At 67.6% G+C, this 24,813-nt stretch carries 23 protein-coding genes; 12 read left to right on the plus strand and 11 right to left on the minus strand.

Annotated features, from left to right (window positions below; genetic code table 11):
• The first annotated feature begins 29 nt into the window (after positions 1 to 29).
• The 4 genes from ACUDP5_RS10485 to ACUDP5_RS10500 all read left to right on the plus strand — a co-directional run bounded on the left by ACUDP5_RS10485 (position 30) and on the right by ACUDP5_RS10500 (position 3,486).
• Positions 30 to 1,658, plus strand: a complete 1,629-nt coding sequence (locus ACUDP5_RS10485) for a phytoene desaturase family protein (RefSeq protein ID WP_445658703.1) — start codon at positions 30 to 32, stop codon at positions 1,656 to 1,658.
• Entirely contained in the window at positions 1,655 to 2,548 is an 894-nt protein-coding gene (locus ACUDP5_RS10490; RefSeq protein ID WP_263911732.1) for a SphA family protein, read from the plus strand. The genes ACUDP5_RS10485 and ACUDP5_RS10490 overlap by 4 nt, the downstream gene beginning before the upstream one ends.
• Positions 2,549 to 2,675: 127 nt before the next feature.
• Positions 2,676 to 3,050, plus strand: coding sequence for a glutaredoxin family protein (locus tag ACUDP5_RS10495; protein WP_445658704.1), 375 nt, complete (start codon positions 2,676 to 2,678; stop codon positions 3,048 to 3,050).
• A gap of 13 nt (positions 3,051 to 3,063) precedes the next feature.
• Positions 3,064 to 3,486: a hypothetical protein gene (locus ACUDP5_RS10500; RefSeq protein ID WP_263911734.1), complete on the plus strand. Its 423-nt coding sequence runs from the start codon at positions 3,064 to 3,066 to the stop codon at positions 3,484 to 3,486.
• A gap of 82 nt (positions 3,487 to 3,568) precedes the next feature.
• Here ACUDP5_RS10500 and ACUDP5_RS10505 read toward each other — a convergent pair whose 3' ends face one another.
• The 4 genes from ACUDP5_RS10505 to ACUDP5_RS10520 all read right to left on the minus strand — a co-directional run bounded on the left by ACUDP5_RS10505 (position 3,569) and on the right by ACUDP5_RS10520 (position 6,859).
• Positions 3,569 to 4,717: an AraC family transcriptional regulator gene (locus tag ACUDP5_RS10505; protein WP_263911735.1), complete on the minus strand. Its 1,149-nt coding sequence runs from the start codon at positions 4,715 to 4,717 to the stop codon at positions 3,569 to 3,571.
• Between the two features lie 317 nt (positions 4,718 to 5,034).
• A complete protein-coding gene (locus ACUDP5_RS10510; RefSeq protein ID WP_445658705.1) occupies positions 5,035 to 5,340 on the minus strand; it encodes a helix-turn-helix domain-containing protein in 306 nt (101 codons plus the stop codon).
• Positions 5,291 to 5,707, minus strand: coding sequence for a type II toxin-antitoxin system RelE/ParE family toxin (locus ACUDP5_RS10515; protein ID WP_445658706.1), 417 nt, complete (start codon positions 5,705 to 5,707; stop codon positions 5,291 to 5,293). The genes ACUDP5_RS10510 and ACUDP5_RS10515 overlap by 50 nt, the downstream gene beginning before the upstream one ends.
• 288 nt (positions 5,708 to 5,995) lie before the next feature.
• Positions 5,996 to 6,859 (minus strand): pirin family protein, encoded by an 864-nt coding sequence (locus tag ACUDP5_RS10520; RefSeq protein ID WP_263911740.1) that lies wholly within the window; start codon positions 6,857 to 6,859, stop codon positions 5,996 to 5,998.
• Between the two features lie 166 nt (positions 6,860 to 7,025).
• Here ACUDP5_RS10520 and ACUDP5_RS10525 point away from each other — a divergent pair, with 166 nt between their 5' ends.
• Positions 7,026 to 7,571, plus strand: coding sequence for a DNA-deoxyinosine glycosylase (locus ACUDP5_RS10525; RefSeq protein WP_263911742.1), 546 nt, complete (start codon positions 7,026 to 7,028; stop codon positions 7,569 to 7,571).
• 101 nt (positions 7,572 to 7,672) lie between these two features.
• On the opposite strand, the gene ACUDP5_RS10530 is transcribed toward ACUDP5_RS10525, so the two are convergent.
• From ACUDP5_RS10530 to ACUDP5_RS10540, 3 genes are read right to left on the minus strand one after another with little or no spacing between them, the layout of a single operon-like run.
• On the minus strand, positions 7,673 to 8,323 hold the full coding sequence (locus ACUDP5_RS10530) for a DUF799 domain-containing protein (protein ID WP_263911743.1): 651 nt from the start codon (positions 8,321 to 8,323) through the stop codon (positions 7,673 to 7,675).
• Positions 8,324 to 8,325: 2 nt separating this feature from the next.
• Entirely contained in the window at positions 8,326 to 8,802 is a 477-nt protein-coding gene (locus tag ACUDP5_RS10535) for a DUF4810 domain-containing protein (RefSeq protein ID WP_263911745.1), read from the minus strand.
• Positions 8,803 to 8,812: 10 nt separating this feature from the next.
• Positions 8,813 to 9,490, minus strand: coding sequence for a CsgG/HfaB family protein (locus ACUDP5_RS10540; RefSeq protein ID WP_445658707.1), 678 nt, complete (start codon positions 9,488 to 9,490; stop codon positions 8,813 to 8,815).
• Between the two features lie 340 nt (positions 9,491 to 9,830).
• On the opposite strand from ACUDP5_RS10540, the gene dsrO reads away from it, so the two are divergent.
• The 4 genes from dsrO to ACUDP5_RS10560 all read left to right on the plus strand — a co-directional run bounded on the left by dsrO (position 9,831) and on the right by ACUDP5_RS10560 (position 15,648).
• Positions 9,831 to 10,595 (plus strand): sulfate reduction electron transfer complex DsrMKJOP subunit DsrO, encoded by a 765-nt coding sequence (gene dsrO / locus ACUDP5_RS10545; protein ID WP_263911747.1) that lies wholly within the window; start codon positions 9,831 to 9,833, stop codon positions 10,593 to 10,595.
• Positions 10,596 to 10,608: 13 nt separating this feature from the next.
• Positions 10,609 to 11,643: an NrfD/PsrC family molybdoenzyme membrane anchor subunit gene (gene nrfD, locus ACUDP5_RS10550; protein WP_445658708.1), complete on the plus strand. Its 1,035-nt coding sequence runs from the start codon at positions 10,609 to 10,611 to the stop codon at positions 11,641 to 11,643.
• 71 nt (positions 11,644 to 11,714) lie between these two features.
• Entirely contained in the window at positions 11,715 to 14,912 is a 3,198-nt protein-coding gene (locus ACUDP5_RS10555) for a tetrathionate reductase subunit A (protein WP_445658709.1), read from the plus strand.
• Between the two features lie 175 nt (positions 14,913 to 15,087).
• The gene (locus ACUDP5_RS10560; protein WP_263911752.1) at positions 15,088 to 15,648 is read left to right on the plus strand and encodes a hypothetical protein; all 561 of its coding nucleotides are present in this window, start codon (positions 15,088 to 15,090) and stop codon (positions 15,646 to 15,648) included.
• Positions 15,649 to 15,777: 129 nt separating this feature from the next.
• Here the strand turns inward: ACUDP5_RS10560 and ACUDP5_RS10565 are convergent, their stop codons facing one another.
• Complete coding sequence (locus ACUDP5_RS10565) at positions 15,778 to 16,632, minus strand: 3-keto-5-aminohexanoate cleavage protein (RefSeq protein WP_445658710.1); 855 nt, start codon at positions 16,630 to 16,632, stop codon at positions 15,778 to 15,780.
• On the minus strand, positions 16,629 to 17,591 hold the full coding sequence (locus tag ACUDP5_RS10570) for a 3-hydroxyacyl-CoA dehydrogenase family protein (RefSeq protein ID WP_445658711.1): 963 nt from the start codon (positions 17,589 to 17,591) through the stop codon (positions 16,629 to 16,631). Before ACUDP5_RS10570 ends, ACUDP5_RS10565 begins: the two co-directional genes overlap by 4 nt.
• 136 nt (positions 17,592 to 17,727) lie before the next feature.
• On the opposite strand from ACUDP5_RS10570, the gene ACUDP5_RS10575 reads away from it, so the two are divergent.
• A complete protein-coding gene (locus ACUDP5_RS10575; RefSeq protein WP_445659147.1) occupies positions 17,728 to 18,636 on the plus strand; it encodes a LysR substrate-binding domain-containing protein in 909 nt (302 codons plus the stop codon).
• Positions 18,637 to 18,712: 76 nt separating this feature from the next.
• On the opposite strand, the gene ACUDP5_RS10580 is transcribed toward ACUDP5_RS10575, so the two are convergent.
• Entirely contained in the window at positions 18,713 to 19,396 is a 684-nt protein-coding gene (locus ACUDP5_RS10580) for a GntR family transcriptional regulator (protein WP_445658712.1), read from the minus strand.
• 20 nt (positions 19,397 to 19,416) lie between these two features.
• Positions 19,417 to 21,192, minus strand: a complete 1,776-nt coding sequence (locus ACUDP5_RS10585; protein WP_445658713.1) for an IlvD/Edd family dehydratase — start codon at positions 21,190 to 21,192, stop codon at positions 19,417 to 19,419.
• A 222-nt stretch (positions 21,193 to 21,414) separates the two neighbouring features.
• On the opposite strand from ACUDP5_RS10585, the gene ACUDP5_RS10590 reads away from it, so the two are divergent.
• Together ACUDP5_RS10590 and pdeR are read left to right on the plus strand one after the other, a co-directional pair.
• A complete protein-coding gene (locus tag ACUDP5_RS10590; protein ID WP_263911761.1) occupies positions 21,415 to 22,410 on the plus strand; it encodes a Bug family tripartite tricarboxylate transporter substrate binding protein in 996 nt (331 codons plus the stop codon).
• 364 nt (positions 22,411 to 22,774) lie between these two features.
• Positions 22,775 to 24,772: a cyclic di-GMP phosphodiesterase gene (pdeR, locus tag ACUDP5_RS10595; protein ID WP_445658714.1), complete on the plus strand. Its 1,998-nt coding sequence runs from the start codon at positions 22,775 to 22,777 to the stop codon at positions 24,770 to 24,772.
• Positions 24,773 to 24,813: the final 41 nt, after the last annotated feature.

Below are 24,813 nucleotides of genomic sequence, written 5' to 3' on the forward strand. Positions count from 1 at the left end.
GACCCCGACGCAATCGAACGGATCCCCCCATGACCCAACCTTCAACGGCCGACCCCCAGATCATCGTGGTGGGCAGCGGCATGAATTCGCTGGTATGCGCCGCCTTGCTGGCGCAGCGCGGCAAATCGGTGCTGGTGCTGGAACGCAACGATCGCCTGGGCGGCTGCATCCGTACCGAGGAACTGTTTCCCGGCTATCGCCACGACGTGTTGTCCAGCTGGTATCCGCTGTTCGTCGGCAGCCCGGCGTATGCGGCGCTCAAGCCCGCCTTGCAGGCTGCCGGACTGGCATTCGCCCAGTGCGGCTACACCACCGGTCTGGTGCGGCCGGACGGCAGCGGCGTGGCCCTGAAGCAGGACATCGAAGATAGCGTGCGCCGGCTGGACGCCTGGGCGCCCGGCGACGGCCAGGCCTTTGGCGCCATGGCGCAGCGCCTGTTCGGCGACGACGCGGCGCTGACCTTCGGCCTGCTGGGCCAGAACCCCTACGGCGCCGGCATGCTCAAGCTGCTGTTCAAGGAATGGCGCCGGCGCGGCCTGGACGGGCTGCTGGGCTTTGCCGCCGATGCCCTGGAGAGCTTTCGCCGCTGGTCCGAGCGCGAACTGCAATCCGATGGCGCGCGCGCCCTGATCGCGCCCTGGGTGCTGCACACCGGCCTGGGTCCGGACGATGCCTGTTCGGCGCTGATCGGCAAGCTGACCTTTGCCGCGGTGGTGGCCGGCGGCATGCCGGTGGTCAAAGGCGGCAGCCAAGGCGTGGTGGACGCGCTGGCCAAGGTGATCGAACAGCACGGCGGCCGGCTGCTGACCCACACCACGGTCGAACGCGTGCTGACCCAGGGCGCAGGCCGCCGTCGCCGCGCGGTGGGCGTGCGGGCAGGGGGGCGCGAGTTCCGCGCGACCGAGGCGGTGGTCTGCAACGTGGCGCCCGGCCAGCTCTACGGCACGCTGCTGCCGGATGCGCCCGAACCCGTGCGTCAGCGCGCCGCCGGCTATCGCCACGGCCGCGGCGGCATGCAGATCCATTTCGCGTTGAACGCGCCGCCCGATTGGCGGACGCCGGAACTGCGCCACGTACCGCTGGTGCACCTGACCGACAGCATGGAACAGGTCTGCGCGTCGGTCACCGAGGCCAACAACGGCCTGTTGCCCGCACGGCCCACGCTGGCCATCGGCCAGCCCACGGCGGTGGACCCGTCGCGCGCGCCGGACGGCGGCTGGATCCTGTGGGTGCAGATGCAGGAACTGCCGGTACGCATCAAAGGCGATGCCGCCGGCCTGATCGCGCCGCCGGCCGATGGCCGCTGGACCGAGGCGCTGCGCGAAGCCATGGCCGATCGTGTACAGGCGCGCCTGGAATCGGTCATGCCGGGGCTGGCCTCGCGCATCGTCGGGCGCCGCAGCTACAGCCCGGCCGACCTGGAAGCGCTCAATTGCAACCTGGTGGGCGGCGATCCGTACGCGGGCGTCTGTTCGCCCGACCAGTTCTTCTGGCTGCGGCCCTTTGCCGGCGGCCATGGCGCGCGCGGCCACCGCACGCCCCTGCGCAATCTTTTCCACATCGGCGCCGCCACCCATCCGGGTCCCGGACTGGGCGGCGGTTCCGGCTATCTCGTCGCGCAACATCTCGCGCCCCGCGGGGGCAGGAGCGGAACATGAAGAGACACCTGAAACGCCGGCTGGCCTGCGCCGCGGCATTGGCGCTGGCCGGCAGCGCGGCGCACGCCACGGAAGGCGGCGGCTTGGGCATCTATCCGGACGGCCTGGAGAACTTCATGTCGGGCGCGCTGCCGCCGCCCGGCGTGCACATGCTGATCTACGGCGGCGGCGCCCGCTACGACAAGCTGCGCGGCAACGATGGCGAGCGCCTGCCGGTGCCGGACTTCAAGGTCGACGTCAACGTGCTGGCCCCGCGCCTGATCTGGGTGACGCCGCAGCAGGTACTGGGCGGCCAGCTGGCCTTTCATGCGATTGCGCCGCTGCTGGACGTGACCTTCAAGGCGGGTGGCCAGCGCTATCGCAGCACGGGCCTGGGCGACATGACGCTGGGCGTGGCGCTGGGTTATCACCTGTCCGAATCGCTGCACTACGTGGTCGGGCTGGACATGTACGCCCCGACTGGCGAATACAGCCGCAACGATCCGTCCAGCCTGGGCAAGAACTACTGGACCGCGCAGCCCGTGTTCGCGCTCAGCCGCATCAGTCCGGATGGCTTCAATGCCGACCTGAAAGTGATGTACGACTTCAACTTCCGCAATTCCGCCACCGACACGCGTTCGGGCCAGGCCATCCACGCCGACTACGCGGTGGGCTGGGGCGTGGGCAAGGGGTGGGTGCTGGGCGTGGGCGGCCATGCCTTCCAGCAGGTCACCGACGACAACGGCCCCAACAGCGCCGCCGGCCGCGCCCGCGCCTTTGGCGTCGGCCCGTCGGTGCGCTACATGAACGACCGGGGCTGGCTGTTCACCGCCAAGTGGCAGCAGGAATTCCAGGTCAAGAACCGGCCGGAAGGCCAGCAGCTCTACGTCAAGCTGGCCATTCCGTTCTAGGGCAGCGTGCGGCGGGTCTGCCCGGCAGCGGGCTCGCCGCGGGGAAGGGGGCGGTGGCAGGGGGCAACCCGCCTGCCGCCGCGAATGGGCTAGACTCAAGGCCTTTCTTCGTTTCAAGTGGCCATCCATGATTGTGAAAGCCCTGCGTGTCGGTGTGGGTCAACTGATAGTCCTGGGCGACGCGCTGACCCGCCCGCGCCCGCAACAGCGGTCGGCGCAAGGCCAGGCCGCCGTCAATCGCGAGGCGGCCGCGCTGTCGCTCTACCAATTCCATGCCTGCCCGTTCTGCGTCAAGACGCGGCGCGCCTTCCACCGCTTGAACGTGCCCGTTGCGCTGCGCGATGCCAAGGGCGATCCCCAGGCGCGCGCCGAATTGCAGGCTGGCGGCGGCAAGGTCAAGGTGCCTTGCCTGCGCATCGATGACGCGGACGGCACGCGCTGGATGTACGAGTCCAACGACATCATTGCCTACCTTGAACAACGCTATGCCAACGTGGCCTGACAGGGCAGCCGCCATGCCACGCGCCACCCGCCGCCTGGCCCTGGCCGTGTGCATGGCCCTGGCGCTGGCCGGTTGCGAGCCGTCGCTGCCGCCGCCGCCCGCCGGCTCCAAGTACACCGCCGAGACCCTGGCCACCCAGCAAACGCCGCCCCGGCTCCAGTTCAAGGGCACGTTGGCGGGCAAGCCCATCCACCTGCTCGTGCATGAATGCAAGGTCTACAAGGTGGATCCGGCAGAGGGCGATAACGTCGCCTGGACGCTGGTGCTGGAAGGCGATTTCTATCCGCTGCCCACCAGCTGCATCCGTCAGGAACTGACGGCGACCAAGGGCGGCGTGACAGTCTTTCTTGGCCGCCAGGCGTTCGGCGCCGGCGGCTGCTGCACCGGCACGCCGGAATACCGTTCGACCGACGGGTTGACCTGGAAGCCGCGCTAGGCGCGAGCCGGTGGGCCGGGCGCAATGCGATGCCATGTCCGCCCTGGCCTCGGCACCCGGTGGGCGCCAGCGCGTTGCCGCGTCAGCCGTGGCGCCGCAGGCTCTGGCTGGGGCTTTCGCCGTAGCGCGCCTTGTAGCTGGTGCTGAAACGGCCCAGGTGCGCGAAGCCCCAGCGTAGCGCCACGCCGGCGATGTTCTGGCATTCACCCGAGACCAGTTCGGCGCGCGCCCGTTCCATGCGTAGGTCGCGCAGATAATGCATCGGGCTGACGCCCAGGAATTCCTTGAAGCCCGCGTACAGGCTGCGCACGCTGACCCCCGCGATGCGCGCCAGCTGCTCGGCGCTGACCGGTTCGTGCGCATGCGCCTGCAGGTAGTCCTGCACGCAGCGCACGTGGCGCGGCAGCACCGCGGCGCGGCGGCTGGCCGGGGTGTTGCTGTAGTTGTGGGGCAGGGCGGACAGCAGCGTCGCGGCCACCAATTGTTCCATCTGGTGCACGATCAGCTTGTGCTCGGCCAACTGGGCGTGCTGCGCCGAGCAGTCCAGCAGATAGGCCATCAGGCAGCGCCACGCCGGACACTCGCGCCAGCGAAAGCCCAGCTGGAAGCGCAGCGGCCGGTCCAGCGCGACGCCAAGGTGACCCACCAGTGTGCGTTCCAGCAGCGAACGGCCGATGCGCAGCATGAACTGGTCGTTGTCGTCGGCCCAGCGCATCGCCAGGTCGTCGTCGGGGCTGACCACCGAGGCGACCTCGGGCGTCGAATCCACCCGCTGCGGGCCGCTTTCGATGGTGGCCGTGCCCGACAGCGGCATCTGCACCAGGAAGAAGTCTTCGAGCGGCCCCGGCCGGATCTCGACGTCCGCGCCATAGCGCAGCCGGTTCAGCGACACCTCGCCCAGCGGCTGGTGATGCATGCGGGCATCGAGCCGTTGCCGCGGCCCCACCACGCCCAGCAGGTGCGGCCGCATCACCCGGCCCACCATCGACCGCGCTTCGTCCAGATCGCCCGACGCGAACAACTGCTGCGCCGGCATTGCCAGCACGGCGTCGATGCGCCAGGGCGCCGGGCGGGAATCCGCCGTGGACGGACAGGCCTTGTCAGGACGGATCGCGTTGCGCTCGGCGGGGCTGCGAAAAGTCGGGCTTTGTTGCGCCGGCCCATGCTCGGCCGATCGCGGCTCGACCGACGGCCATGACGTGCCGGCATCGGACTGCATCGTGTTCAGCATGGCCGGGATTTCCTTGCTCGTGTCCAGGTGTCCGGCCTGTCGCGGCCGGGGTCCCAGGCCCGGCGCGCCGCTTGCGGCGTGGGCCTTTTGATGGCCCCCATAGTAAAGCGCCGTCGGCCCCGCTGACCTGCTGGAAAACCCGTCCCGGAGGCGGAAAAATTATCCGTTTTTCGCAACGCCTATCCGCGGACTGCGCAAAACCGGTGGGGGCGAGACTTGCGCCAGGCCGGATGCGGCGACGGCGTCGTGCGTTGCGGCGCAGCAATGTCGGAGGGCAGGGTTGAAGGTAGCGGTGATTGCAGGCTTCGAGGCCTGTCTCAGAGAACGGCCTGCAATCCCTTGCTGGCGATGACATTGAGCAGCTTGAGCGCCGGCCCTGTGGGCTGGGTTTCGCCTTGCTCCCATTTGCGCACGGTCGAGGCCGTGGTGTGCAGATAACGCGCGAATACCGCCTGGCTGAAATTCAAGGCTTCGCGCAGGCCCTTGATATCCGCTGCGCCGAAATGGCGTACCGGAGGTGGCGGGCAGAGCGCATCGAACTCGCGCAAGGTGACCTTGCTGACCGCACCTGCCTCATGCAGCGCCGCCAGGTCGCCACGCAGTGACTTGATTATCTTGGACACAATGTACCTCCAGTAGCACGCCAGATCTCACCGCTGTCGCGAGCGCTTGCGTGGTCAGCTCAAGAAAGACCTTCCCTGCGAACTGCAAGGCCCTTTGTTCATCTGGCGTGATGTTCGCTTGGTCGTTTTTGGAGAACCCGTGCAGGAATACATAGCGATTGCCGATGCGGGCCGACAGCAATGTTCGGTAGCCGCCACGTTTTCCGGACCCCGGGCGAGCCACGCGCATCTTGTGCAGCAAGCCGCCCAGGCTGGCATCAACCCGCCCACTTTCCATTTCGTCGACCGCCATGCAAAGCGCCGCGTCGGGCAATCGTTCGCCAGCCTGCCATCGGGCAAAGTGCTTTCGCTTGAGAACTCGCTGCATCGTGGATTTTTCAACTATACCCGATACGGGTATGAAGTTGCCTGAGTGTTTGTCCGATTTTCGAAGGAGGGGCGGCGACGGCTGAAGCAACCGGGGTAGGCTCCTGCACATCCATTGCGCCACCATATCGCGGAGCGAACTCCGCCGTCTCGCGGACTGCGACGTTTGTGTCATCAAGAAAAAGCGCGGCCACCTTCGCAATGAAGGGCCGCGCTGTCTTGCGTTGCCGCGAGAATCGGCTGGCGGTTAGGGGCGCCGATTCGGCCCCCGCCCGCCGGGTCACGTGCCTTAGTGCATCTGCCCGTACTTGCCGGCGTTGAAGTCCTGGATCGCTTCGACGATTTCGGCCTGCGAATTCATCACGAAGGGCCCGTAACCCACCACCGGCTCGTCTATCGGTTCGCCGCTCAGCACGAGGAACACGGCATCGTTGTTGGCTTCGACCGTGATCGATTCACCGTCGCGGCCGAACAGTGTCAGTTGGGCATCGCGCGCCACCGACTCGCCGTTCACCAGCACCGTGCCGCGCAGCATCACCAGCATGCTGTTGCGGCCCGCGGGAATCGCGAACGTCGCCGACTTGCCAGCGGCCAGACGCACGTCCCAGACGTCGATCGGCGTGAAGGTGCGCGCAGGCCCCATCTGGCCCGCGAAGCTGCCGGCGATGACGCGCAGCGACCCCGCGTCGTCCGGCAGCGACACCACCGGAATGTCCGCGTTCAGCAGGCTTTGATAGCCGGCCGGCGCCTTCTTGTCCTTGGCCGGCAGGTTCACCCACAGTTGCACCATTTCCAGCTCGCCGCCCTGGCGCGTGAAGGCGGGCGAATGGAATTCCTCGTGCAGGATGCCCGATGCCGCCGTCATCCATTGCACGTCGCCCGGCCCGATCACGCCACCATTGCCGGTCGAATCGCGATGCTCGACTTCGCCGCTGTACACGATCGTCACCGTCTCGAACCCGCGGTGCGGATGCTGGCCCACCCCGCGCGGCTGCGTGGCCGGCGCGAATTGCGCCGGACCCGCGTAGTCCAGCAGCAGGAAGGGGCTGACATCCTTGCCCTTGTCCCCATAGGAAAACATCGAACGCACCGGAAAGCCGTCGCCCACCCAGTGGGGACGCGGGCTGGCATGCACACCCAGAATCTTCTTCATGATCGTCATTCCTGTTGCGCGGCCCCTGCGGGGCCGTTCGTCATACCTGTCAAGATAAGGGCGATACGCTCGTTCCGGTAGCCCCTGGGGTTGATAAGCACCGTTCCATGAATAGAACGCTGGCCGCGCCGCTGCGGCCGTCCGCCGCCTCACGTATCCTTGCGCCATGTCTTCATCCGCCGACCCTTCCCGGGCCTTGCCTGCCGGCCACGTCCAAGGCTTTGCCCCCGTTGCCGCCGCCGACGCCCGTATCCTGATCCTGGGCTCGATGCCGGGCGTGGCCTCGCTCAGGCAGGCGCGCTACTACGCCCACCCGCGCAACGCCTTCTGGCCCATCGCCGGCCAGGTGCTGGGCTTTGACCCCGCCCAGGACTACCCTGAACGCCTGGCCGCCCTGCAACGGGCGCGCGTCGCTCTCTGGGACGTGCTGCAAGCCTGTGAACGCCCCGGCAGCCTGGACGCGGCCATCCGGCCCGACACCCTGGTCGCCAACGACTTTGCCGACTTCCTGCACAGGCATCCCGACCTGGTGCGGGTCTGCTTCAACGGGGGCAAGGCGGCGGCGCTGTACCGTCGCCACGTCCTGCCGGGCCTTGATCCCGCGCGGGCCCTGCAATACCTCGACCTGCCCTCCACCAGCCCCGCCCACGCTGCCGCCCGGTTCGACGAAAAGCTTGCCGTCTGGCGCGCAGCCCTGACCCTGCCGGCGTGATTCGCAGGGGCGATCGGCGTCACGAGATTGTCGCGCCAGCCTTGCAGAAGCGCCAAGCGCCGCGGGAAGGCGGCGCTTGGTGCAGACAGGGCAGAGGGGGGTTACTGCGTGGCGTAGCGCGGTGAACGCGGGCCGTACAGAATGCCGCCGGGGGTGCCCGCGCTGAGCAGCGAGTTGTTGGTCATGCCCGCCACGCCGTAGCTGCGGTCGGACAAGGTGTTGACGACCTGGTCGACCACCGCTTGCACCAGCATGCCGATCAGGCCGCCACCGCTGTTGTTGCTGCCCTGGGACAGCGTGCGGGTGCCGTCCCACAGCTTGGCGCCGTTGCGCAGGTCCACCAGTGCGGCGTCGATCGAGACCGTCACGTTGCTGGACACGACCTGGTAGCTGGCACCGTACTGTTTGACGGTCAGGTAGAGCGCGGCGTCCGCGCCGAAGATTTCCCGCAGCCGCGTCGCGGGCAACTCATGGATGTCTTCCGCCGTGGTCAGGCCGTTCTGGCGGAAGGTTTCTTCCATGACGCCCACCGGCACGACGTAGTAGCCGGATTCGGCCAACGGCCGGGTGGCCTGCGACAGCACGGCCGCCGCGGCGGCCGCGTCCACCGACGTGTTCAGCGGCGGCAGCACCAGGATGGATACGGGCTTGCTTTCACGGAACGCGGTGTAGTCCACGTTGCGCTGCGGTCCGGCGCAGCCGGCGAGCAGCGCGATGCCTGCGAGGAGGGCGATGCGCAAGAATTTCGTCATGATCAACCTCCGGATTTGCGCGTCTTCGGCGCGATGGGTTCGACGGCGTCCGCGCCGTCACTGGCGGCCGACTTGTTTGCCTGGGCCGCGTCGACGGGCTTCTTGGCGTTGCGCAGCAGGAAGTCCATGAACGGGGTGGCTTCGGGAAAGGCGGTCTTCTCGCCTTCGAACTGCTCGATACCCTTGCCTTCGTCGCCCATCTTCAGGTACAGCATGCCCAGATGCGCGCGGAAGCCGGGCGGCAGCGTGGCGTTGGTGGCGCGGGCCTTTTCGACGTTCTTTTCCAACGCCTGTGCCTGCACGGTGTAGTCGGCCCCGTCTTCCTTCAGGTAGGCATAGACCGTGGGCTGGTAGGCGTCCCAGCTGTACATCGGCTTGGCGGGCTGTGCGCAGGCGCCCAGCAGGCCGGTCAGGGTGGCGATCGCCAGCGTGCGCAAGGCGTGCGTGGTCCGGCGCGGTTGCGCCATGGTGGTTTGCATGCGGTTCCCCTTAGTTGCCGGCCGGCGCCCAGGCGCCTTGTTCGATGCCTTCGACCAGGCGGTCCACGGCTTCGCGGATGGCCAGGTCCAGGACCTTGCCGTTCAGCGTGGAGTCATAGCCCGCCGTGCCGCCGAAGCCGACCACTTCGCGGTTGGACAGGCTGTACTCGCCTGCGCCCGAGGTGGAATAGACGACTTCGGAGGTGGTGACGTCCACCACGTTGAGATCGACCTTGGCATAGGCGACCTGTTCCTTGCCGCGTCCCAGGATGCCGAACAGCTGTTGGTCTCCGGTGACCTTGCGGCCGAAGGCGGTGACGTCGCCGGTGATGACGTAGCGTGCGCCCTTGATGCGGTTGGCCTGCTTGTTGAACGACGCTTCCTGGGCGATTTCGGACAGGTTGTCGCGGTCCATGACCTGGAAGCGGCCCGTGCGTTGCAGGTGGCTGACCAGGACGGTCTTGGCCTGGCCGCCCAGGCGGTCCACGCCGTCGGAGAACACGCCGCGCAGGTAGTTGGTGCGGTTGTCGAACTTGCCCACGGAAATCGGGCTGCGCGGACCCTGGTATGCCTTGGTCGCGGCCGCGGTGGTGGGTACCGCGAGGGATTGGGAGCGCTCTGTCGCGCATCCCGCCATGACGACCGACAACAACGTCAGTGCCCCTATTTTCACCATCTTATTCAACATCGGTTCTCCAGTTGATGCTTCCCCGTTCGGGGTTTTTTTGCGACCAAGAAACGCCGCGAAAATCTGCTTTCACTGACAGAGTGAGCCTGCGCAAAGAATGACGCATTCTGAATTATTTGTACTAATTTGTCATAATTGTACCAATCCTTGATTGCGGATTGCCGGGGATTGGGCAAGGGGAGGAATGCGCGGCAAGGGGCACTCTAGCCGGCGCCCCGGGGGGCGAGAATCAGAACATTCTGAAAAATAGCGCCGTCCCCTTTTTTTTGACCCATATCAAGGCTCTATATAACCAATAGCGATAAGTTCATGCCTGTAACGATATTTAGCGGAGCCAGCCATGAACACGCACCCCCCACCCGACCCCCTTCCAGGCAAACGCGGATTCCTTAAAAGCCTGCTGGGCCTGACCGCCACCGCCACGTTCATTCCCATCCACGCCGAAGCCACCGGCATCAATCAGCAGCCCCCCCGCCGTCCCGGCCACCCCGGCAAGCGCTACGGCATGCTCGTCGACTTGCGCAAATGCATCGGCTGCCAGTCCTGTACCGTCAGCTGTTCGCTTGAAAACCTGCCCCCGCTGGGCCAGTTCCGCACCACCGTCCTGCAGTACGAAGTCAAACCCGACAATGGCAGCCCCTGCGCCATGGTCATGCTGCCGCGCCTGTGCAACCACTGCGACAACCCACCTTGCGTGCCCGTCTGCCCGGTCCAGGCGACCTTCCAGCGGGAAGACGGCATCGTCCTCGTCGACAACGAGCGCTGCGTCGGCTGCGGCTATTGCGTGCAGGCCTGTCCCTACGACGCCCGCTTCATCAACCACGACACCCAGACGGCCGACAAGTGCACCTTCTGCGAACACCGCCTGGAAGCCGGCCTGTTGCCCGCCTGCGTGGAAAGCTGCGTCGGCGGCGCCCGCATCATCGGTGACCTGAACGATCCGAACAGCGCCATCTCGACCCTGATGGCCGAACATCGCGCCGACCTCAAGGTGCTCAAGCCCGACATGAAGACCGATCCGCACGTCTATTACCTGGGCCTGCCCGACGCGTTCGTGCACCAGATCGACGGCCAGGCCGGCGTACGCCTGGCCGGTGGCCACTGAGCAGGGGACCGCCATGCAGATCACCGAATTGCTCACTCCTGTCTACGACGCCGCCTGGCTGCCGTGGGCCGTGCAGTACTTCTTCCTCATCGGCATCAGCGCCGCCACCGCGCTCGTTGCCGCGTGGGCCGCCTTCGGCGGCCAGGGCTCGGCCGCGCGCCGGTTGCTGCCCGCAGCCGTCACCGTGCTGCTGGTCACCGCCATCGCCGCGCCCGTGTCGCTGCTGGCCGACCTGCACCAGCCCGGCCGTTTCTGGCACTTCTATACCCGGCTCACGCCGTGGTCGTGGATGTGGCTGGGCGCGCTGCTTCTGCCTGTCTTCACCGGCCTGGCCGTGCTGTTCTGCGCCGCCTGGTGGTGGGGGCGCATCGCCTGGGTGCGCCTGGTGGCGGTGGCGCTGGCCGTGTCGGCCGTGTCCATCCTGGTCTACACCGGCGCGGAAGTCATGGTGCTGCGCTCGCGGCCGTTGTGGCACACGCCGTTCCTGCCCTTGAATTTCGCGCTGACCGCCTGGCTGGGATCGCTGGGCGCCATGTTCCTGGTGGCGCGCTGGCTGCCTGGCGGCCTGCGGGCCTTGCCCGTCGAACTGATGCGGCGCCTCAGCGTGGCGGCCATCGTATCGATGACCCTCGGCGCGGGCGCCTGGGCCCTGCTGGGCCTGATGGGACTGGACCCCTCGTTTGATGCCGCGTTGCGCCTGTTCGCCGAGTTTCCGGTGTGGCGCGCCAGCCTGGCCGGCGCCATCGTCACCGCGTTCTGCATGATCGCGCTGCTGCAGCGCGCCCCGCGCACGCTGGCCGCACCGCTGCCGTCGGCCGCGCTGGCGCTGACCCTGCTGGCCGCCGCCTGGATCTTCCGCTGGGTGGTCTTCATGAGCGTGCAGGGCGTACCCAAGTACGGCGCCGGACTGTACCTGTACGACATGCCCTGGGGCAGCGACGGCCTGCTCGGCATGGTCGGCGTGCTGGGACTGTGCGCCGCGCTGGTCGCCGCCGTGACCTGCGCGCTGGAACTGTACCCCGCGCGCGTCCGCAGCCTCGCGGCCTGAGACCACGCGCCGGTCGCGGGCCCGCGCTGCCCGCCGGCCCGCCCCACGAGACATCGACATCGAGATACGCCATGGATAAGCAACACCCCGAAACCCCGCCCGCGAGCCCCGCGGATGAACCCGATCGCCCCGACAATGCCGCCCGCCGCAAGCTGATCGCGCGCGGCAGCGTGGTGGCCGGCGGCATGGCCGCGTTTGCGGTCGGCTACGGCGATACCGTGGCCAAGGCCGTCAAAGGCCTGGCCCAAGGCACGGCCGGCGTGCCCACCGCCGACGCCGTGCGCGGCAATTCGCTGCCGCCGGAATTCCGCATCGACCCCTTGTCGGGCCTGCTGACCACGCAACCGGGCCAGACCGTCAGCCCGTCCAGCTGCCTGGGCTGCTGGACCCAGTGCGGCGTGCGGCTGCGGGTGGATACCGCGACCAACCGCATCCTGCGCGTGGCGGGCAACCCGTACCATCCGCTGGCCACCACCCGGCCCGCGGCCATGGACACTCCCGTGCGCGAGGTCTATGCGCAACTGGGCGGCGACCACGGTCTGGAAGGCCGTGCCACGTCATGCGCACGCGGCTCGGCCATGCTGGAACAGATGCACAGCCCGTACCGCGTGCTGCAGCCGCTCAAGCGCGTCGGCGGCCGGGGCGAAGGCAAGTGGCAGCGCATTTCGTTCGAGCAGCTGGTACAGGAAGTGTGCGAGGGCGGCGACCTGTTCGGCGAAGGCCATGTGGACGGCCTGCGCGCGATCTTCGACCGCGACACCCTGCTGGACCCGGCCAACCCGGAGTACGGGGCCAAGGTGAATCAGTTTCTGTTCACCGACGCGTCCAACGAAGGCCGCACGCCGCTGATCCAGCGCTTTGCCGGGCAGTCGTTCGGCACCGTCAACTTCAGCAACCACGGTTCTTACTGCGGCCAGAGCTTCCGGGTCGGGGCGGGCGCCGCCTTGGGCGACCTGAAAGGCATGCCGCATGGCAAGCCCGATTGGGACCGGGCGCGGTTTGGCCTGTTCATCGGCGCCGCGCCCGCGCAGGCGGGCAACCCGTTCCAGCGCCAGGCCCGGCAGTTGGCCGAGGCCCGCACGCGGCCCGACGAAGACGGCTTTACCTACGTGGTGGTGGCGCCCGTGTTGCCGGCCTCGTCCAGCCTGTCGGCCGGGTCGGGCAACGAATGGGTGCCGGTCAACCCCGCCAGCGACCTGGCCCTGGCCATGGGCCTGATCCGCTGGATCCTGGACCACGAGCGCTTTGACGCGCGCGCCTTGTCGCAGCCGGGGCCCGCCGCCATGAAAGCGGCCGGCGAGGCCGCCTGGACCAACGCCACCCATCTGGTGGTGACTGAACCCGGGCACCCGCGCCAAGGCAGCTTCCTGCGCGGCGCCGACCTGGGCTGGCCGCGGCCAGCCGATGCCGGCGATAAGTGGGAAGACGTGTACGTGGTGCGCCTGGAAGACGGCACGCTGGCGCCGCATACCGTGGCCACGCCGGCTGCCTTGTTCGTCGACGAGGCGCTGGCTGCGCCCGGCCTGGCCGGCGCGCCCACGGACCTGCGGGTGTGCACGTCGCTGGCTTTGCTGCGAGCGCAAGCGCGCCGCAAGACCTTGGACGAATACGCCGCCCTGTGCGGCGTGCCGGCCGCCACGATCGCCCGGCTGGCCGAACGGTTCACCAGCTACGGCAAGCGCGCGGTGGCCGACGCGCACGGCGGCACGATGAGTGGGGCGGGCTTCTACACCGCCTATGCCATCGCCATGCTCAACACGCTGGTCGGCAACCTGAACGCGGAAGGCGGGCTGGTGCTGGACGCCGGTCCGTTCCCGCCTTATGGCGCCGGGCCGCGCTACAACATCGCCGGCTTTGCCAACCGGGCCACGCCCAAGGGCGTGAGCCTGTCGCGCAACCGCTTTCCGTACGAGAAATCCAGCGAGTTCAAGCGCAAGCAGGCCGCGGGGCAGCCGGCCTATCCGGCCGCGGCGCCCTGGTATCCGGCGACCGGCGGTCTCAGTTCCGAGATGCTGGCATCCGCCCTGGCCGGTTATCCATACCACGCCAAGGTCTGGTTCAACCACATGAGCAACCCGGTCTATGGCATAGCCGGGTTGAAGAATGTGCTGCTGGACAAACTGAAGGACCCCGCGGTCTTGCCGCTGTCGGTGTCGATCAACCCCTTCATCAACGAAACCAGCGCGCTGGCCGACTACATCGTGCCCGACACCGTTACCTACGAAAGCTGGGGCGTGTCGGCGCCATGGGCCGACGTGGTGGCCAAGGCGTCGACGGTGCGCTGGCCGGCCGTGGCGCCGAGGGTGGCGCGCACCGCAGAGGGCGCGCCGGTGTGCCTGGAATCGTTCCTGATCGCCTGCGCCAAGCGGCTGGGCATGCCGGGCTTCGGCGCCGATGCCATCGCCGATGCGGACGGCAAGCGCTATCCGCTGGACACGGCCGAAGACTTCTTCCTGCGCGGCATGGCCAACATCGCCTTTGCCGCGGGCCGCCCGGTGCCCGAAGCCAGCGACGACGACCTGGCCCTGACCGGCGTGGCGCGCTATGGCGACCAGCTGCAGCAGAAGCTCAAGCCGGACGAATGGCGCCGCGTCGCCATGGTGATGAGCCGCGGCGGGCGCTTTGACCGCATGCAGGACGCCTGGACCGGCGCCGAAGGCGCGCGCCAGACGCGGCAGGCCTGGGCCCGGCCGCTGCAGGTCTGGAGCGAAGAGCTGGCGGGCTTTCGCCACGCGATGACGGGCGAGCGCTACAGCGGCTGTCCGACGTGGTATCCGCCGCGGCTGGCGGACGGCCGGGACATGCGCGAGCAGTATCCGCAGGCCGAATGGCCGTTCCTGCTCAGCTCGTTCAAGTCCAACCTGATGAGCTCGATGTCGATCGGCGTGGACCGGCTGCGCCAGGTGCATCCGCACAACCCGGTGGCGATCAACCGGCAGGATGGCGAACGCCTGGGCCTGCGCAACGGCGACCCCGTGCGCATCGTCACACCCGGCGGGGCGGTGACCGGCCTGGCCTTGCTGCGCGATGGCATCCAGCCGGGCGCCGTGGGCATCGAGCACGGCTATGGCCATACCGAGCTGGGCGCCCGCGCGCACGTCGTGGATGGCGAGCCCATGCCGCACGACCCCGCGCTGGCGGCGGGCGTGAACCTGAACGACCTGGGCTTTGGCGACGCCACGCGCGGGGCGCACGCCAACGTGTGGATCGATTGGGTGTCGGGCGCCGCGGTGCGGCAGGGGCTGCCGGCGCGGATCGAGCGGGCGTAGCCGGGGCAGAGCCAGGGCCGGCGCCACCGTCCCGCAAAAGGCGGGGGGGCAACTTCTTTCTTCGCAGAAAAAAGGCGAGAATCCCGGCTGGCCCTGCCCAAAGGTTGAGATCTTGATTCAGGGAAACGTGGATGCACGGCCGGAATCCGCGTTTCCGGAAAAATCGACGGAAACAATGAACGAAATTTTCGAGAATTTCAGCCGTAAAAGCTGGCTTTTGATCGACAAAAGCACGGTTGATTCCTTCGTGGCGAATTTTTCGCTTGTCGAAATTCAAGCCTGCGACAGATGGATGGATGCCGATGCAGGGGACCGCCGCGATGCGCTGATCATGACCCGCCCCGTTGGCGGCCATGTCATCGTGGAGGGAGGGGGGCTGGTCAACGAGGGCAGGAAAATCAGCGAGGAATTTTCAGCGCGAAGCCAAACGCCGGTATTCAATTTTTCGGTGGATATATGGATTCCATACATGTTCTACGAGTTCTATGAGAACGGACGACAGATCCGCAGAATTGAATACGATCTGAATCTGGAGGAAGGCGAGGTTTCTTGCGCGGAATCCGGCGAAAGGCAGGCGTTCGAGGACAACGTGCAATATGCCCCCGATTCGCCATTGGGATACGACGATTTTTTTTATCCTCTCTACCTGATGCACGCATTGGACGTAAAAATGCCAGACATCGCGCAATTGTTGCGGCAACCCTCAACGACTTATTTGATCTCCATGCCCCGCTGAGCGTGACGAGTACGTCAAGCACACACCTCGTCCCAGCGGCCCAGGAAAGCTGCCCTGCAGCAGCAAAGGACAACCCCCTGACTCAGGAACAAGCCGCAAGCGCCAGGGCCGCGCAATCAGCATAAAGAATCAAGCTACCGCGCCGTAAATGCGCCGGGCATCCGCCGCATCCGCCACAGGCCGCCCCAACGCGCGCGCGCCTTCAACGGCCTGCCGCACGAGATCAGCATTTCCCGTCGCGATGCTGCCATCCCGCAGCTTCAGATTATTCTCGAACCCCACCCGCATATGCCCCCCGAACGCCGCCGCCGTCGTCACGCAGGCATTTTCCTCGGCGCCAAACGCGCAAACCGTCCAAGGCAGCGTATGGTCGTAAGCCGCCAGGAACGGCAGCAGATCGTAAGCCGACGACGTCTGCCCCACGCTATAGCGCCCCAGCACGAACAGCACCGACCAGGCCCCCGGCGGCACCAGCCCCCGCGCCCGCAACGACAGCCAGCGGCGCACATCCCCTTCGTCGTACAGAATGATCTGCGCCATGATGCGGCGCTCGGCCACCCAGGCCAGGAATGCCGCCAGCTCCGTCTCGGGAATCTCCGGCACTGCGATTTCGCGCAGGCCCATCGACACCGCTTCCGGCTGCAGCTCACGCACCAGTGCCATCTGCTCGGCCGCCTTGTACACCCCGGCCGCCTCGCTCGTCACCTGCACCAGCAGCTCGCGGCCCACGGCGCGGTCCACCGCCGCCAGCGCCTCGCGGTACGCGTGCGCATCCAGCAGATGGCTGCCGTCCGGCTTGCGCACGTGCATGTGCATCATCGCCGCGCCTGCATCCAGGCAGGCGCGCGCTTCCAACGCCAGCGCGTCCAGCGTCATCGGCACCGCCGGATGGTCCGCCGCCTGCTTGTACGCCCCGTTCGGCGCCACCGTCACGATCACCGGCGACTCGGCCAGCGCCGCGCGGGCAAAGGTAGCCGCGCTCATGGCTGGATCTCCGGCAGTTCCGGCGCAATCAGGTCCAGCCCCGCACGCAGCAGCCGGTCGTAGCGCGCGCGTTCGGCCGCGATCGTTTCCGGTGTCCAGGTGTAGAAGCCTTCACCCGCCTTCATGCCGTAGCGGCCGTCCGCCGCGCGTTCGGCCAGGCATTGCGCCGGGTGGTCATCGTTGCAGAACGTCGGATACATCGTCGCGCCGGCCGCCGCGTGCACATCGATCCCCGCGTGGTCGCGCTGCATCACCGGGCCGGCCGCCAGGAAGCGGAAGCCGAAACCGAAGCGCACCGCCGCGTCCACGTCTTCCGGCGACGCAATGCCGCGGTCGATCAGGTGGAACGCCTCGCGCGACAGCGCATGTTGCAGGCGGTTGGCCAGGAAACCCGGCAGGTCCTGGCGCACCTTCACCGGCACGCTGCCGCAGCGGCGCATGAACGCGATCAGCGCATCCGCACGGGCCTCGTCGCTGGCCTCGCCCATCACCACTTCCACCAGCGGAACCAGGTGCGCCGGCATGAAAAAGTGCAGGCCCAGCATGCGCTCGCGCGTCGTCAGCCCCTGGCTGATCGCGCTGATCGGAAAGCTGGAACTGTTGCTGGCCAGCACCGCATCCGGCCGCGCGCGCCGCACCAGGTCGGCGAACAGCGCCTGCTTGATGTCCAGCCGTTCCGGCACGCACTCGATCACCAGGTCCACGCTGGCCCAGTCCACCGCGTCCAGGCTGGGCGCCGTGCCCAGCAGCGGCGCGTTGGCCTCGCGGCCGATGGTCTTGAGGTTTTCCGCCACGCGGGCGGGCAGCGCGGCGGCGCGCGCGGCGTCCGGCTCGATCACTGTCGTGCGGCAGGCGGCGCGCGTCAGCACCACTGCCACGTCGGCGCCCATCGTGCCGCCGCCCACCACCACCGCATGTGCCGCGCCCGGATTGGGCAGGGCCTTCGCGTCCGTCTGCATGGTTTGCTCCTTATTCTGAAACCGCTGCTGCATCTGTATTGGGCGCCGAGTGTAGAGAAGCTTGTTTGATTGATGAATCAGATTTTTTGGATAGAATGATCGACAAATCAGATCAATGGCCGAGGCCGCCGCCGACATGCAGATCAATCTTTCCATGCGCGATATCGACACCACCCTGGTGCTTGGCCGCACGCTCAACTTCCGCCAGGCGGCCGCGCAGCTGCACCTGTCGCAGTCGGCCCTGTCCACCCAGGTCCAGCGCATCGAGGAATCGCTGGGCGTGAAGCTGTTCGACCGCACCACCCGCACCGTGCGGCTGACGGCCGCGGGCGAAGTCTTCATGCAGCAGGCCGCGGCCTTGCAGGTGGCGTTTCGCGACGCCATCGCCGCCGTCAGCGGCATCGCCAGCGCCGAGCACGGCCAGGTCTCGGTGGCCGCGCTGCCGTCGCTGGCCGCGCGGCTGTTGCCGCGCGTGCTGATGGCCTATCGCCAGGCCCACCCGCAGGTGGCGCTGAAAGTGCGCGATACGCTGTCCGGCCCCGCCTTCGACCTGGTGCGGGCCGGCGAGGTGGACTTTGCCCTGACCGCCGCCGACCCGCAGCACGCCGACCTGCACTACGTGCCGCTCATGTCCGACAGCTTCATCCTGCTGATTCCCCAGGCGCATCCGCTGGCCAAGTCGCGCGGGCCTTTGCGCTGGGCCGACACGGCGTCTGCCGCGCACGTGTCCATGGTGCATCCCAGCAGCGTGCGCCAGTACACCGAATGGGCCTTTCTGCAGAATCGCATCCGCTTCACCCCGGCTTTTGAAGCCGAGCACCTGACCACCATCGTCGCGATGGTGGAATGCGGCTTTGGCGTGGCGGCCTTGCCCGAGATCGCCGCAGGCGCGGTGGCGCAGAACGGCATCGTGCAGCGGCCGCTGATCGGGCCGGTGGCCGAGCGGTCGATCGGGTTGGTGACGGCGCGCAATCGCAGCCTGCCGCCGGCGGCCGCGGCGCTGGTGGCGACGCTGAGGGAATATCTGGCCGATCAGGCGCGCTGACAGCGCGTCGAAGCGTCAGGGACGGGGCGCGGTGCAGGGCGCCACGGCCGGGGGGCGGTCGCTGGCGCGCCGCGCTTCAGGCCCCGCGCCGCGCCTGCTCCGACGCCAGATAGGCGTCGCGCGAAGGCAGCAGGTGGTCCCGGCATACCGCCATCAGCGTATCGCGGTCCCCATCGCGCAAGGCATGGATCATCGCCCAGTGTTCCTGCCGGGCGCGTTCGCGGTAGTTGGCCGCGGCCAGCGAGCCAAAGCGGATCGGGTGAGTGCGGCGCGCGTATTCCTCGATCGCCTGGCCCAGCACGGTATTGTCCAGCAGGCCGAAGAACTCGCGGTGAAAGCGCTGGTTGCTGCGGAACACGCGGCGCGCGTCGCCTTCGGCCACCGCGGCATCGTGTTCGCGTTGCACGGCGATCAGCGCCGCCAGCCGCGCCTGCGGCACGGGCAGCGGCATCAGGCTGGCGGCGTGCACCTCCAGCACCTCGCGCAGCGCGTACAGCTCCATCACCTCGTTCACTGAAAACGCCCGCACCACCGCGCCCACGTTGCGCTTGCGTTCCACCACCCCCAGCAGTTCCAGGTCCACCAGCACCTGGCGCACCGCATGGCGCTTCATGCCGAAGCGCGCCATCAACTCGTCTTCGGTCAGCCGTTCGCGCGGATGCAGCCGGCCGAAGACGATGTCTTCTTCCAGCGCGGCCACCGCTTGCGAGACGGCGTCGGGCGCTTGGGGTTGCAGGGCGTCGGGGGTGATGGCGTTCATGGTGCGGGGCAGGGTGGGGGTTATTTCTTGGGCACCGTATCCCGCGTGACGCCGGCGCGCAGGAAGTCGAAATCGACCCCCTGGTCGGCCTGCGTGACCGTCTGCAGGAACAGCTTGCGGTAGCCGCGGTCGGCGGTGGGGCGTTCGACCGGGCGGGCCGCCATGCGGCGGGCCAGCTCGGCGTCGTCCACCAGCAGCGCGATTTCACGCTGCGCTACCGACAGGCGGATACGGTCGCCATTTTGCACGTAGGCCAGCGGTCCGCCAATCGCCGCCTCGGGCGTGACGTGCAGCACGATGGTGCCCGCCGCCGTGCCGCTCATGCGGCCGTCGGAAATGCGCACCATGTCCTTGACGCCGGCGCGCGCCAGCTTCTTGGGAATCGGCATGTAGCCGGCCTCGGGCATGCCCGGCGCGCCGGTCGGGCCGATGCGCTTGAGCACCAGCACGTCGTCGGCGGTCACGTCCAGCGCCTCGTCGTCGATGCGGCGGGCCATGTCTTCGGCGTCTTCGAACACCACCGCGCGGCCTTCATGTTCCATCAGCTTGGGGTTGGCGGCCGATTGCTTGATGATGGCGCCGCCCGGGGCCAGGTTGCCACGCAGCACGGCCAGGCCGCCCACGGGGTAGATCGGGTCGGCGGCGCTGCGGATCACGTCCTGCGTGAACGGGGCGGGCGCGTCGTCCAGTTCCTCGCCCAGCGTGCGGCCCGATACCGTCAGGGCGTCCAGGTGCAGGAAGGGGCGCAGCTCGCGCAGCAGCGCCGGCATGCCGCCGGCATGGTGGAAGTCTTCCATGTAGTGCTGGCCCGAGGGCTTCAGGTCCACCAGCACCGGGGTCTCGCGGCTGATGCGATCCAGGCCCGCCAGGTCGATGTCGATGCCCAGGCGACCCGCGATGGCCGTCAGGTGCACGATGCCGTTGGTCGAGCCGCCGATGGCCAGCAGCACGCGCAGCGCGTTTTCGATGGACTTGCCGGTCAGGATCTGGTCGGGCGTCAGGCGCGAGGCGGCCATGGCAACGGCCGTGGCGCCGGTGCGCTCGGCCACGCGGACCCGGTCGGCGGTGACGGCGGGGGCGGATGCGCCGCCCGCCACCATCATCCCCAGGGCTTCGGTGATGCAGGCCATGGTGCTGGCCGTGCCCATCACCGAACAGGTGCCCACGCTGGCCACCAGCTGGTTGTTGACGTCGGCGATCTCGGGCGCGTCGATCTCGTCGGCGCGGTAGCGGCCCCAGTAGCGGCGGCAATCGGTGCAGGCGCCCACGCGTTCGCCGCGGTGCGAGCCGGTCAGCATGGACCCGGTCACCAGCTGGATCGCCGGCACGCCGGCGGACGCGGCGCCCATCAGTTGGGCCGGCACGGTCTTGTCGCAGCCGCCGATCAGCACCACGGCATCCATGGGCTGGGCGCGGATCATTTCCTCGGTGTCCATGGACATGAGGTTGCGCAGGTACATGCTGGTGGGCTGCGAGAAGCTCTCGTGCACCGAGATGGTGGGGAAGTCCATCGGCAGGCCGCCGGCCAGCATCACGCCGCGCTTGACCGCTTCGATCAGTTGCGGCGCGTTGCCGTGGCAGGGGTTGTAGCTGCTGCCGGTGTTGACGATGCCGATGATGGGGCGCGACAGCGCGTCGTCGGACAGGCCCGCACCCTTGATGAAGGCCTTGCGCAGGAACAGCGAAAAACCGATGTCGCCGTAGTTGGTCAGCCCGCGCGCCACGCCGCGCGACTGGGCGCCGTCGCTGTCGAAGGGGCCCTTGGCGGGCTTGCCGCCCTGCGTGTCATCCGTCATTTTTGTTCCCGATAATATTATTGATAATCCAGGGGAATGATCATATCCACCCTTTGAAAGGCGCGGCAAGCGGTTTTGCAGCGATTGTTTATTGATCTAAATAAACGATCAGTCGATAGAAAAATTCTGATTCATCAATCAAGTTTCGGCTCCTACACTGGCGCGGTTGACGAGCCGGGCGTCCGTTCCATTCCAATACTCATCCCGGCAGGAGACCTACCCATGTCCGACCTGCGCCTGCGGCCCCGCCGCGCCTTGCTGCTATCCCTGCTGGCCGTCTGTGCCGGCGCCGCGACCCCGGTGCTGGCTGCCGACGCGTACCCCGACAAGCCGATCCGCCTGATCGTGCCGTACCCGCCCGGGGGCGCCACCGACGTGATCGGCCGCGTGCTGGCGCAGGAGCTGACCGGCGCGCTGGGCCAGTCGGTGATCGTGGAAAACCGCGCGGGCGCGGCCGGCAACATCGGCGCAGACCAGGTGGCCAAGGCGCAGCCCGACGGCTACACGCTGTTGATGGGCGCGCTGACCAGCCATTCCATCAACGCCGCGCTGTACCGCGGCCGGGTGACGTACGACGTGGAAAAGAGCTTCGCGCCGGTATCCATCGTGGGCACGGTGCCGCTGGTGTTCGTGGTCAACCCGACGGTGCAGGCCAACAACCTGCAGCAGTTGATCGCGCTGGCCAAGTCTCGCCCGGGCTACGTCACCATGGCGTCTGCCGGCAACGGCTCGCCGCAGCACCTGGCCGGCGAAATGTTCAAGCGCGCCGCCGGCGTGGACATCCTGCACGTGCCCTACAAGGGCAGCGGCCCGGCCATGACCGACCTGATGGGCGGCCAGGTGCTGAGCATGATCGAAACCGTGCCGGCCTCGCAGGCCAGCATCAAGGCCGGCAAGCTGCGCGCGCTGGCGGTCACGTCGCCGCAGCGCGTCGAGGCCTTGCCTGACGTGCCCACCGCCGCCGAAGCCGGCCTGAAAGACTTCGAAGTCAGTTCCATGTTCGGCATCGTCGCGCCCGCCAATACGCCGGCGCCGGTCATCGACCGCCTGAACGGCGAGTTGAAGAAGATCCTGGCCAAGCCCGAGGTCAAGGCATCGCTGCTGAACCAGGGCGCCATCGCCGAATGGACCAGCCCGGCCGATGCCCGAGCCCGCGTGTCGTCGGAACTGGCGCGCTGGACCAAGGTCATCGACGAAGCCGGCGTCAAGCCGGAATAGGCCGGCGGGTTCACCCACAACATAGGGCGGCACGCGTGCGTGGTCGCCCGGCAGCGGCCCCCGGCATCCGGCGGGCCGCTTTGTTGCGTCCGGCGATCGCCGTTTCCGGGCCACATGCCAAAAATAGTCACAAATTTTCGGCGATATTGTTTGCGTGCATTGCGCTGCAGCACGCAACAGACATGTAGATCGGCTTTCATTGGAGCATTGTCCATAGCGCCAAGGGCGGGCCGGGCAACACACTTGCCCACTGTTGTGAAATATTCCGCAATACAGCATCCCGGCCGGTCCTACAGGTGGTTGACCCCAAACTGACTACACCGTAATGTTCTTTGCAGCCTTCCTGGGACGGCGGGGGACTCCAATGACTGAGACTCAGGACGACAAATCGATCCTGTACCTGCATTTCGGTACGCCTAGCCCGTACTGGAGGCTGGCGGCCGACAGCGACGCGATCGAACTATCCGCCGTCAAAGGCGCCACCAATATCGCCATGGCGCTGCAGCCCGAGCAGGCGCAGGCCATTCGCGCCCTGACCGGCATCACCGCAAGCCTGCGCATCGACATCTCGCTCTATGGCGAGCCGGTGCGCCTGCACCTGGTCGGCCGCAAGATCAATCCCAACGAATGGGCCGGCACCGCGTCGGCCCACACCGACACCGATTCGGTCGCACGCGACCTGGTCGAAGGCCTGTCGTTCGCCGAAACCGTGGTGTCCGAAGCCAACTCGGTCATCGTCATCGTCGACCAGCACGGCCGCGTGCAGCGTTTCAACAAGGTCAGCGAGGAATACACCGGCAAGCGCGAACAGGACATCGTCGGGCGCAGCGTGTTCGACATGTTCATGACGCGCGAAGAGGCCGCGGCCTCGCGCCGCAACATCGCCGAGTTCTACAAGCGTGGCCAGTCCTACGAGGTCGAGCGCCTGATCAATACGGTCAAGGGCCCGCGCCTGTTCCTGTTCCGCAACAAGTTCGTCACCAGCGGCAGCGGCGAAAAGCGCGTCTACCTGATCTGCTCGGGTACCGACATCACCGAAGAGCGCCAGGCGCAGGAGCGCCTGCGGGTGCTGGCCAACACCGACATGCTGACCGACCTGCCCAACCGCCACGCCATTACGGCGCGGTTGCAGGCGGCGCTGGCCGAAGGCGAAGGCGCCAGCGGCGGCGTGCTGTTCCTGGACCTGGACAACTTCAAGCGCATCAACGACCACTACGGCCACGGCTTCGGCGACCGCCTGCTCAAGTCCGTGGCGGTGGCCATTTCCAGCTGCCTGTCGCCGGGCCAGACGCTGGCGCGGCTGGGCGGCGACGAATTCATCGTGCTGCAGGAAGGCGCGCAGGCCTGGCAACTGGAAGCCACCGCCGAGCGCATCATCGAACGCCTGCGCGAACCGTTCCGCCAGGAACTGATCGAGGTCTACACCAGCTGCTCGATCGGCATCGCCATGTACCCGCAGCACGGCGAGGACCTGGACAGCGTGGTGCGCAGCGCCGATATCGCCATGTACGTGGCCAAAGAAGCCGGCCGCCACACCTACCGCGTGTTCCAGCCCGAGATGGACCGCCGCAACGCCGACTATGTCTGGCTGGACACCAACCTGCGCAAGGCGCTGGCCGAAGGCCACCTGATGCTGTATTACCAGCCCAAGCTGGCCGGCCGCGGGGGCGACGTCGACAGCGTCGAGGCCCTGCTGCGCTGGCGCTCGCCCGAGCGCGGCATGATCTGCCCCAGCGTCTTCATTCCCTACGCCGAAGAGTCCGGCCTGATCTCGCAATTGGGCGTCTGGGTGATGCGCGAGGCCGCGCGCCAGGCCGCCGCCTGGAAGCGCGACGGCCTGAACCTGCGCGTGGCCGTCAACATGTCGGCGCGGCAACTGGACGACAAGGGCGTGGTCAGCGAATTCATGCGGGCGGTCAGCGATGCCGGGCTGGATCCCTGCCTGCTGGACATCGAACTGACCGAAAGCTGCCTGATCGAAGACGAAGTCGCGGCCATTGAACTGATGAAGCAGTTCCGGCAATTGGGCGCGCGGGTGCACCTGGATGACTTCGGCACCGGCTATTCGTCGCTGTCGCAGCTGGCGCGCATTCCGCTGGACGCGATCAAGCTGGACGCCAGCTTCGTGCGCGGCGTGAACGAGAACCCGGTGTCGCAGGCGCTGGCGCGGGCCATCGTGGCCGTGGCCCGCACGCTCGAATTGAAGGTGATCGCCGAAGGCGTGGAAACGCAGGAAGAAACCGCCTTCCTGGATACGCTGGGCGTGGATGCCAAGCAGGGCTACCTGTACGCCAAGCCGATGCCGGCGGCGGAATTCACCGCCTGGCTGGCGCAGCGGCGCCGGCTGCACCTGATCGCCTGACGCCCTGCGAGGCGGCGGGCCAGCCCGCCGCGGCCTGACCC

This window comes from Achromobacter sp. NCFB-sbj8-Ac1-l (assembly GCF_052695805.1).

Coding starts and splice junctions, on each gene's coding strand:
- ACUDP5_RS10485 (WP_445658703.1), top strand. CDS start 30: ATGACCCAACCTTCAACGGCCGACCCCCAGATCATCGTGGTGGGCAGC.
- ACUDP5_RS10490 (WP_263911732.1), top strand. CDS start 1,655: ATGAAGAGACACCTGAAACGCCGGCTGGCCTGCGCCGCGGCATTGGCG.
- ACUDP5_RS10495 (WP_445658704.1), top strand. CDS start 2,676: ATGATTGTGAAAGCCCTGCGTGTCGGTGTGGGTCAACTGATAGTCCTG.
- ACUDP5_RS10500 (WP_263911734.1), top strand. CDS start 3,064: ATGCCACGCGCCACCCGCCGCCTGGCCCTGGCCGTGTGCATGGCCCTG.
- ACUDP5_RS10505 (WP_263911735.1), bottom strand. CDS start 4,717: ATGCTGAACACGATGCAGTCCGATGCCGGCACGTCATGGCCGTCGGTC.
- ACUDP5_RS10515 (WP_445658706.1), bottom strand. CDS start 5,707: ATGCAGCGAGTTCTCAAGCGAAAGCACTTTGCCCGATGGCAGGCTGGC.
- ACUDP5_RS10520 (WP_263911740.1), bottom strand. CDS start 6,859: ATGAAGAAGATTCTGGGTGTGCATGCCAGCCCGCGTCCCCACTGGGTG.
- ACUDP5_RS10525 (WP_263911742.1), top strand. CDS start 7,026: ATGTCTTCATCCGCCGACCCTTCCCGGGCCTTGCCTGCCGGCCACGTC.
- ACUDP5_RS10530 (WP_263911743.1), bottom strand. CDS start 8,323: ATGACGAAATTCTTGCGCATCGCCCTCCTCGCAGGCATCGCGCTGCTC.
- ACUDP5_RS10535 (WP_263911745.1), bottom strand. CDS start 8,802: ATGCAAACCACCATGGCGCAACCGCGCCGGACCACGCACGCCTTGCGC.
- ACUDP5_RS10540 (WP_445658707.1), bottom strand. CDS start 9,490: ATGTTGAATAAGATGGTGAAAATAGGGGCACTGACGTTGTTGTCGGTC.
- dsrO (WP_263911747.1), top strand. CDS start 9,831: ATGAACACGCACCCCCCACCCGACCCCCTTCCAGGCAAACGCGGATTC.
- nrfD (WP_445658708.1), top strand. CDS start 10,609: ATGCAGATCACCGAATTGCTCACTCCTGTCTACGACGCCGCCTGGCTG.
- ACUDP5_RS10555 (WP_445658709.1), top strand. CDS start 11,715: ATGGATAAGCAACACCCCGAAACCCCGCCCGCGAGCCCCGCGGATGAA.
- ACUDP5_RS10560 (WP_263911752.1), top strand. CDS start 15,088: ATGAACGAAATTTTCGAGAATTTCAGCCGTAAAAGCTGGCTTTTGATC.
- ACUDP5_RS10565 (WP_445658710.1), bottom strand. CDS start 16,632: ATGAGCGCGGCTACCTTTGCCCGCGCGGCGCTGGCCGAGTCGCCGGTG.
- ACUDP5_RS10570 (WP_445658711.1), bottom strand. CDS start 17,591: ATGCAGACGGACGCGAAGGCCCTGCCCAATCCGGGCGCGGCACATGCG.
- ACUDP5_RS10575 (WP_445659147.1), top strand. CDS start 17,728: ATGCAGATCAATCTTTCCATGCGCGATATCGACACCACCCTGGTGCTT.
- ACUDP5_RS10580 (WP_445658712.1), bottom strand. CDS start 19,396: ATGAACGCCATCACCCCCGACGCCCTGCAACCCCAAGCGCCCGACGCC.
- ACUDP5_RS10585 (WP_445658713.1), bottom strand. CDS start 21,192: ATGACGGATGACACGCAGGGCGGCAAGCCCGCCAAGGGCCCCTTCGAC.
- ACUDP5_RS10590 (WP_263911761.1), top strand. CDS start 21,415: ATGTCCGACCTGCGCCTGCGGCCCCGCCGCGCCTTGCTGCTATCCCTG.
- pdeR (WP_445658714.1), top strand. CDS start 22,775: ATGACTGAGACTCAGGACGACAAATCGATCCTGTACCTGCATTTCGGT.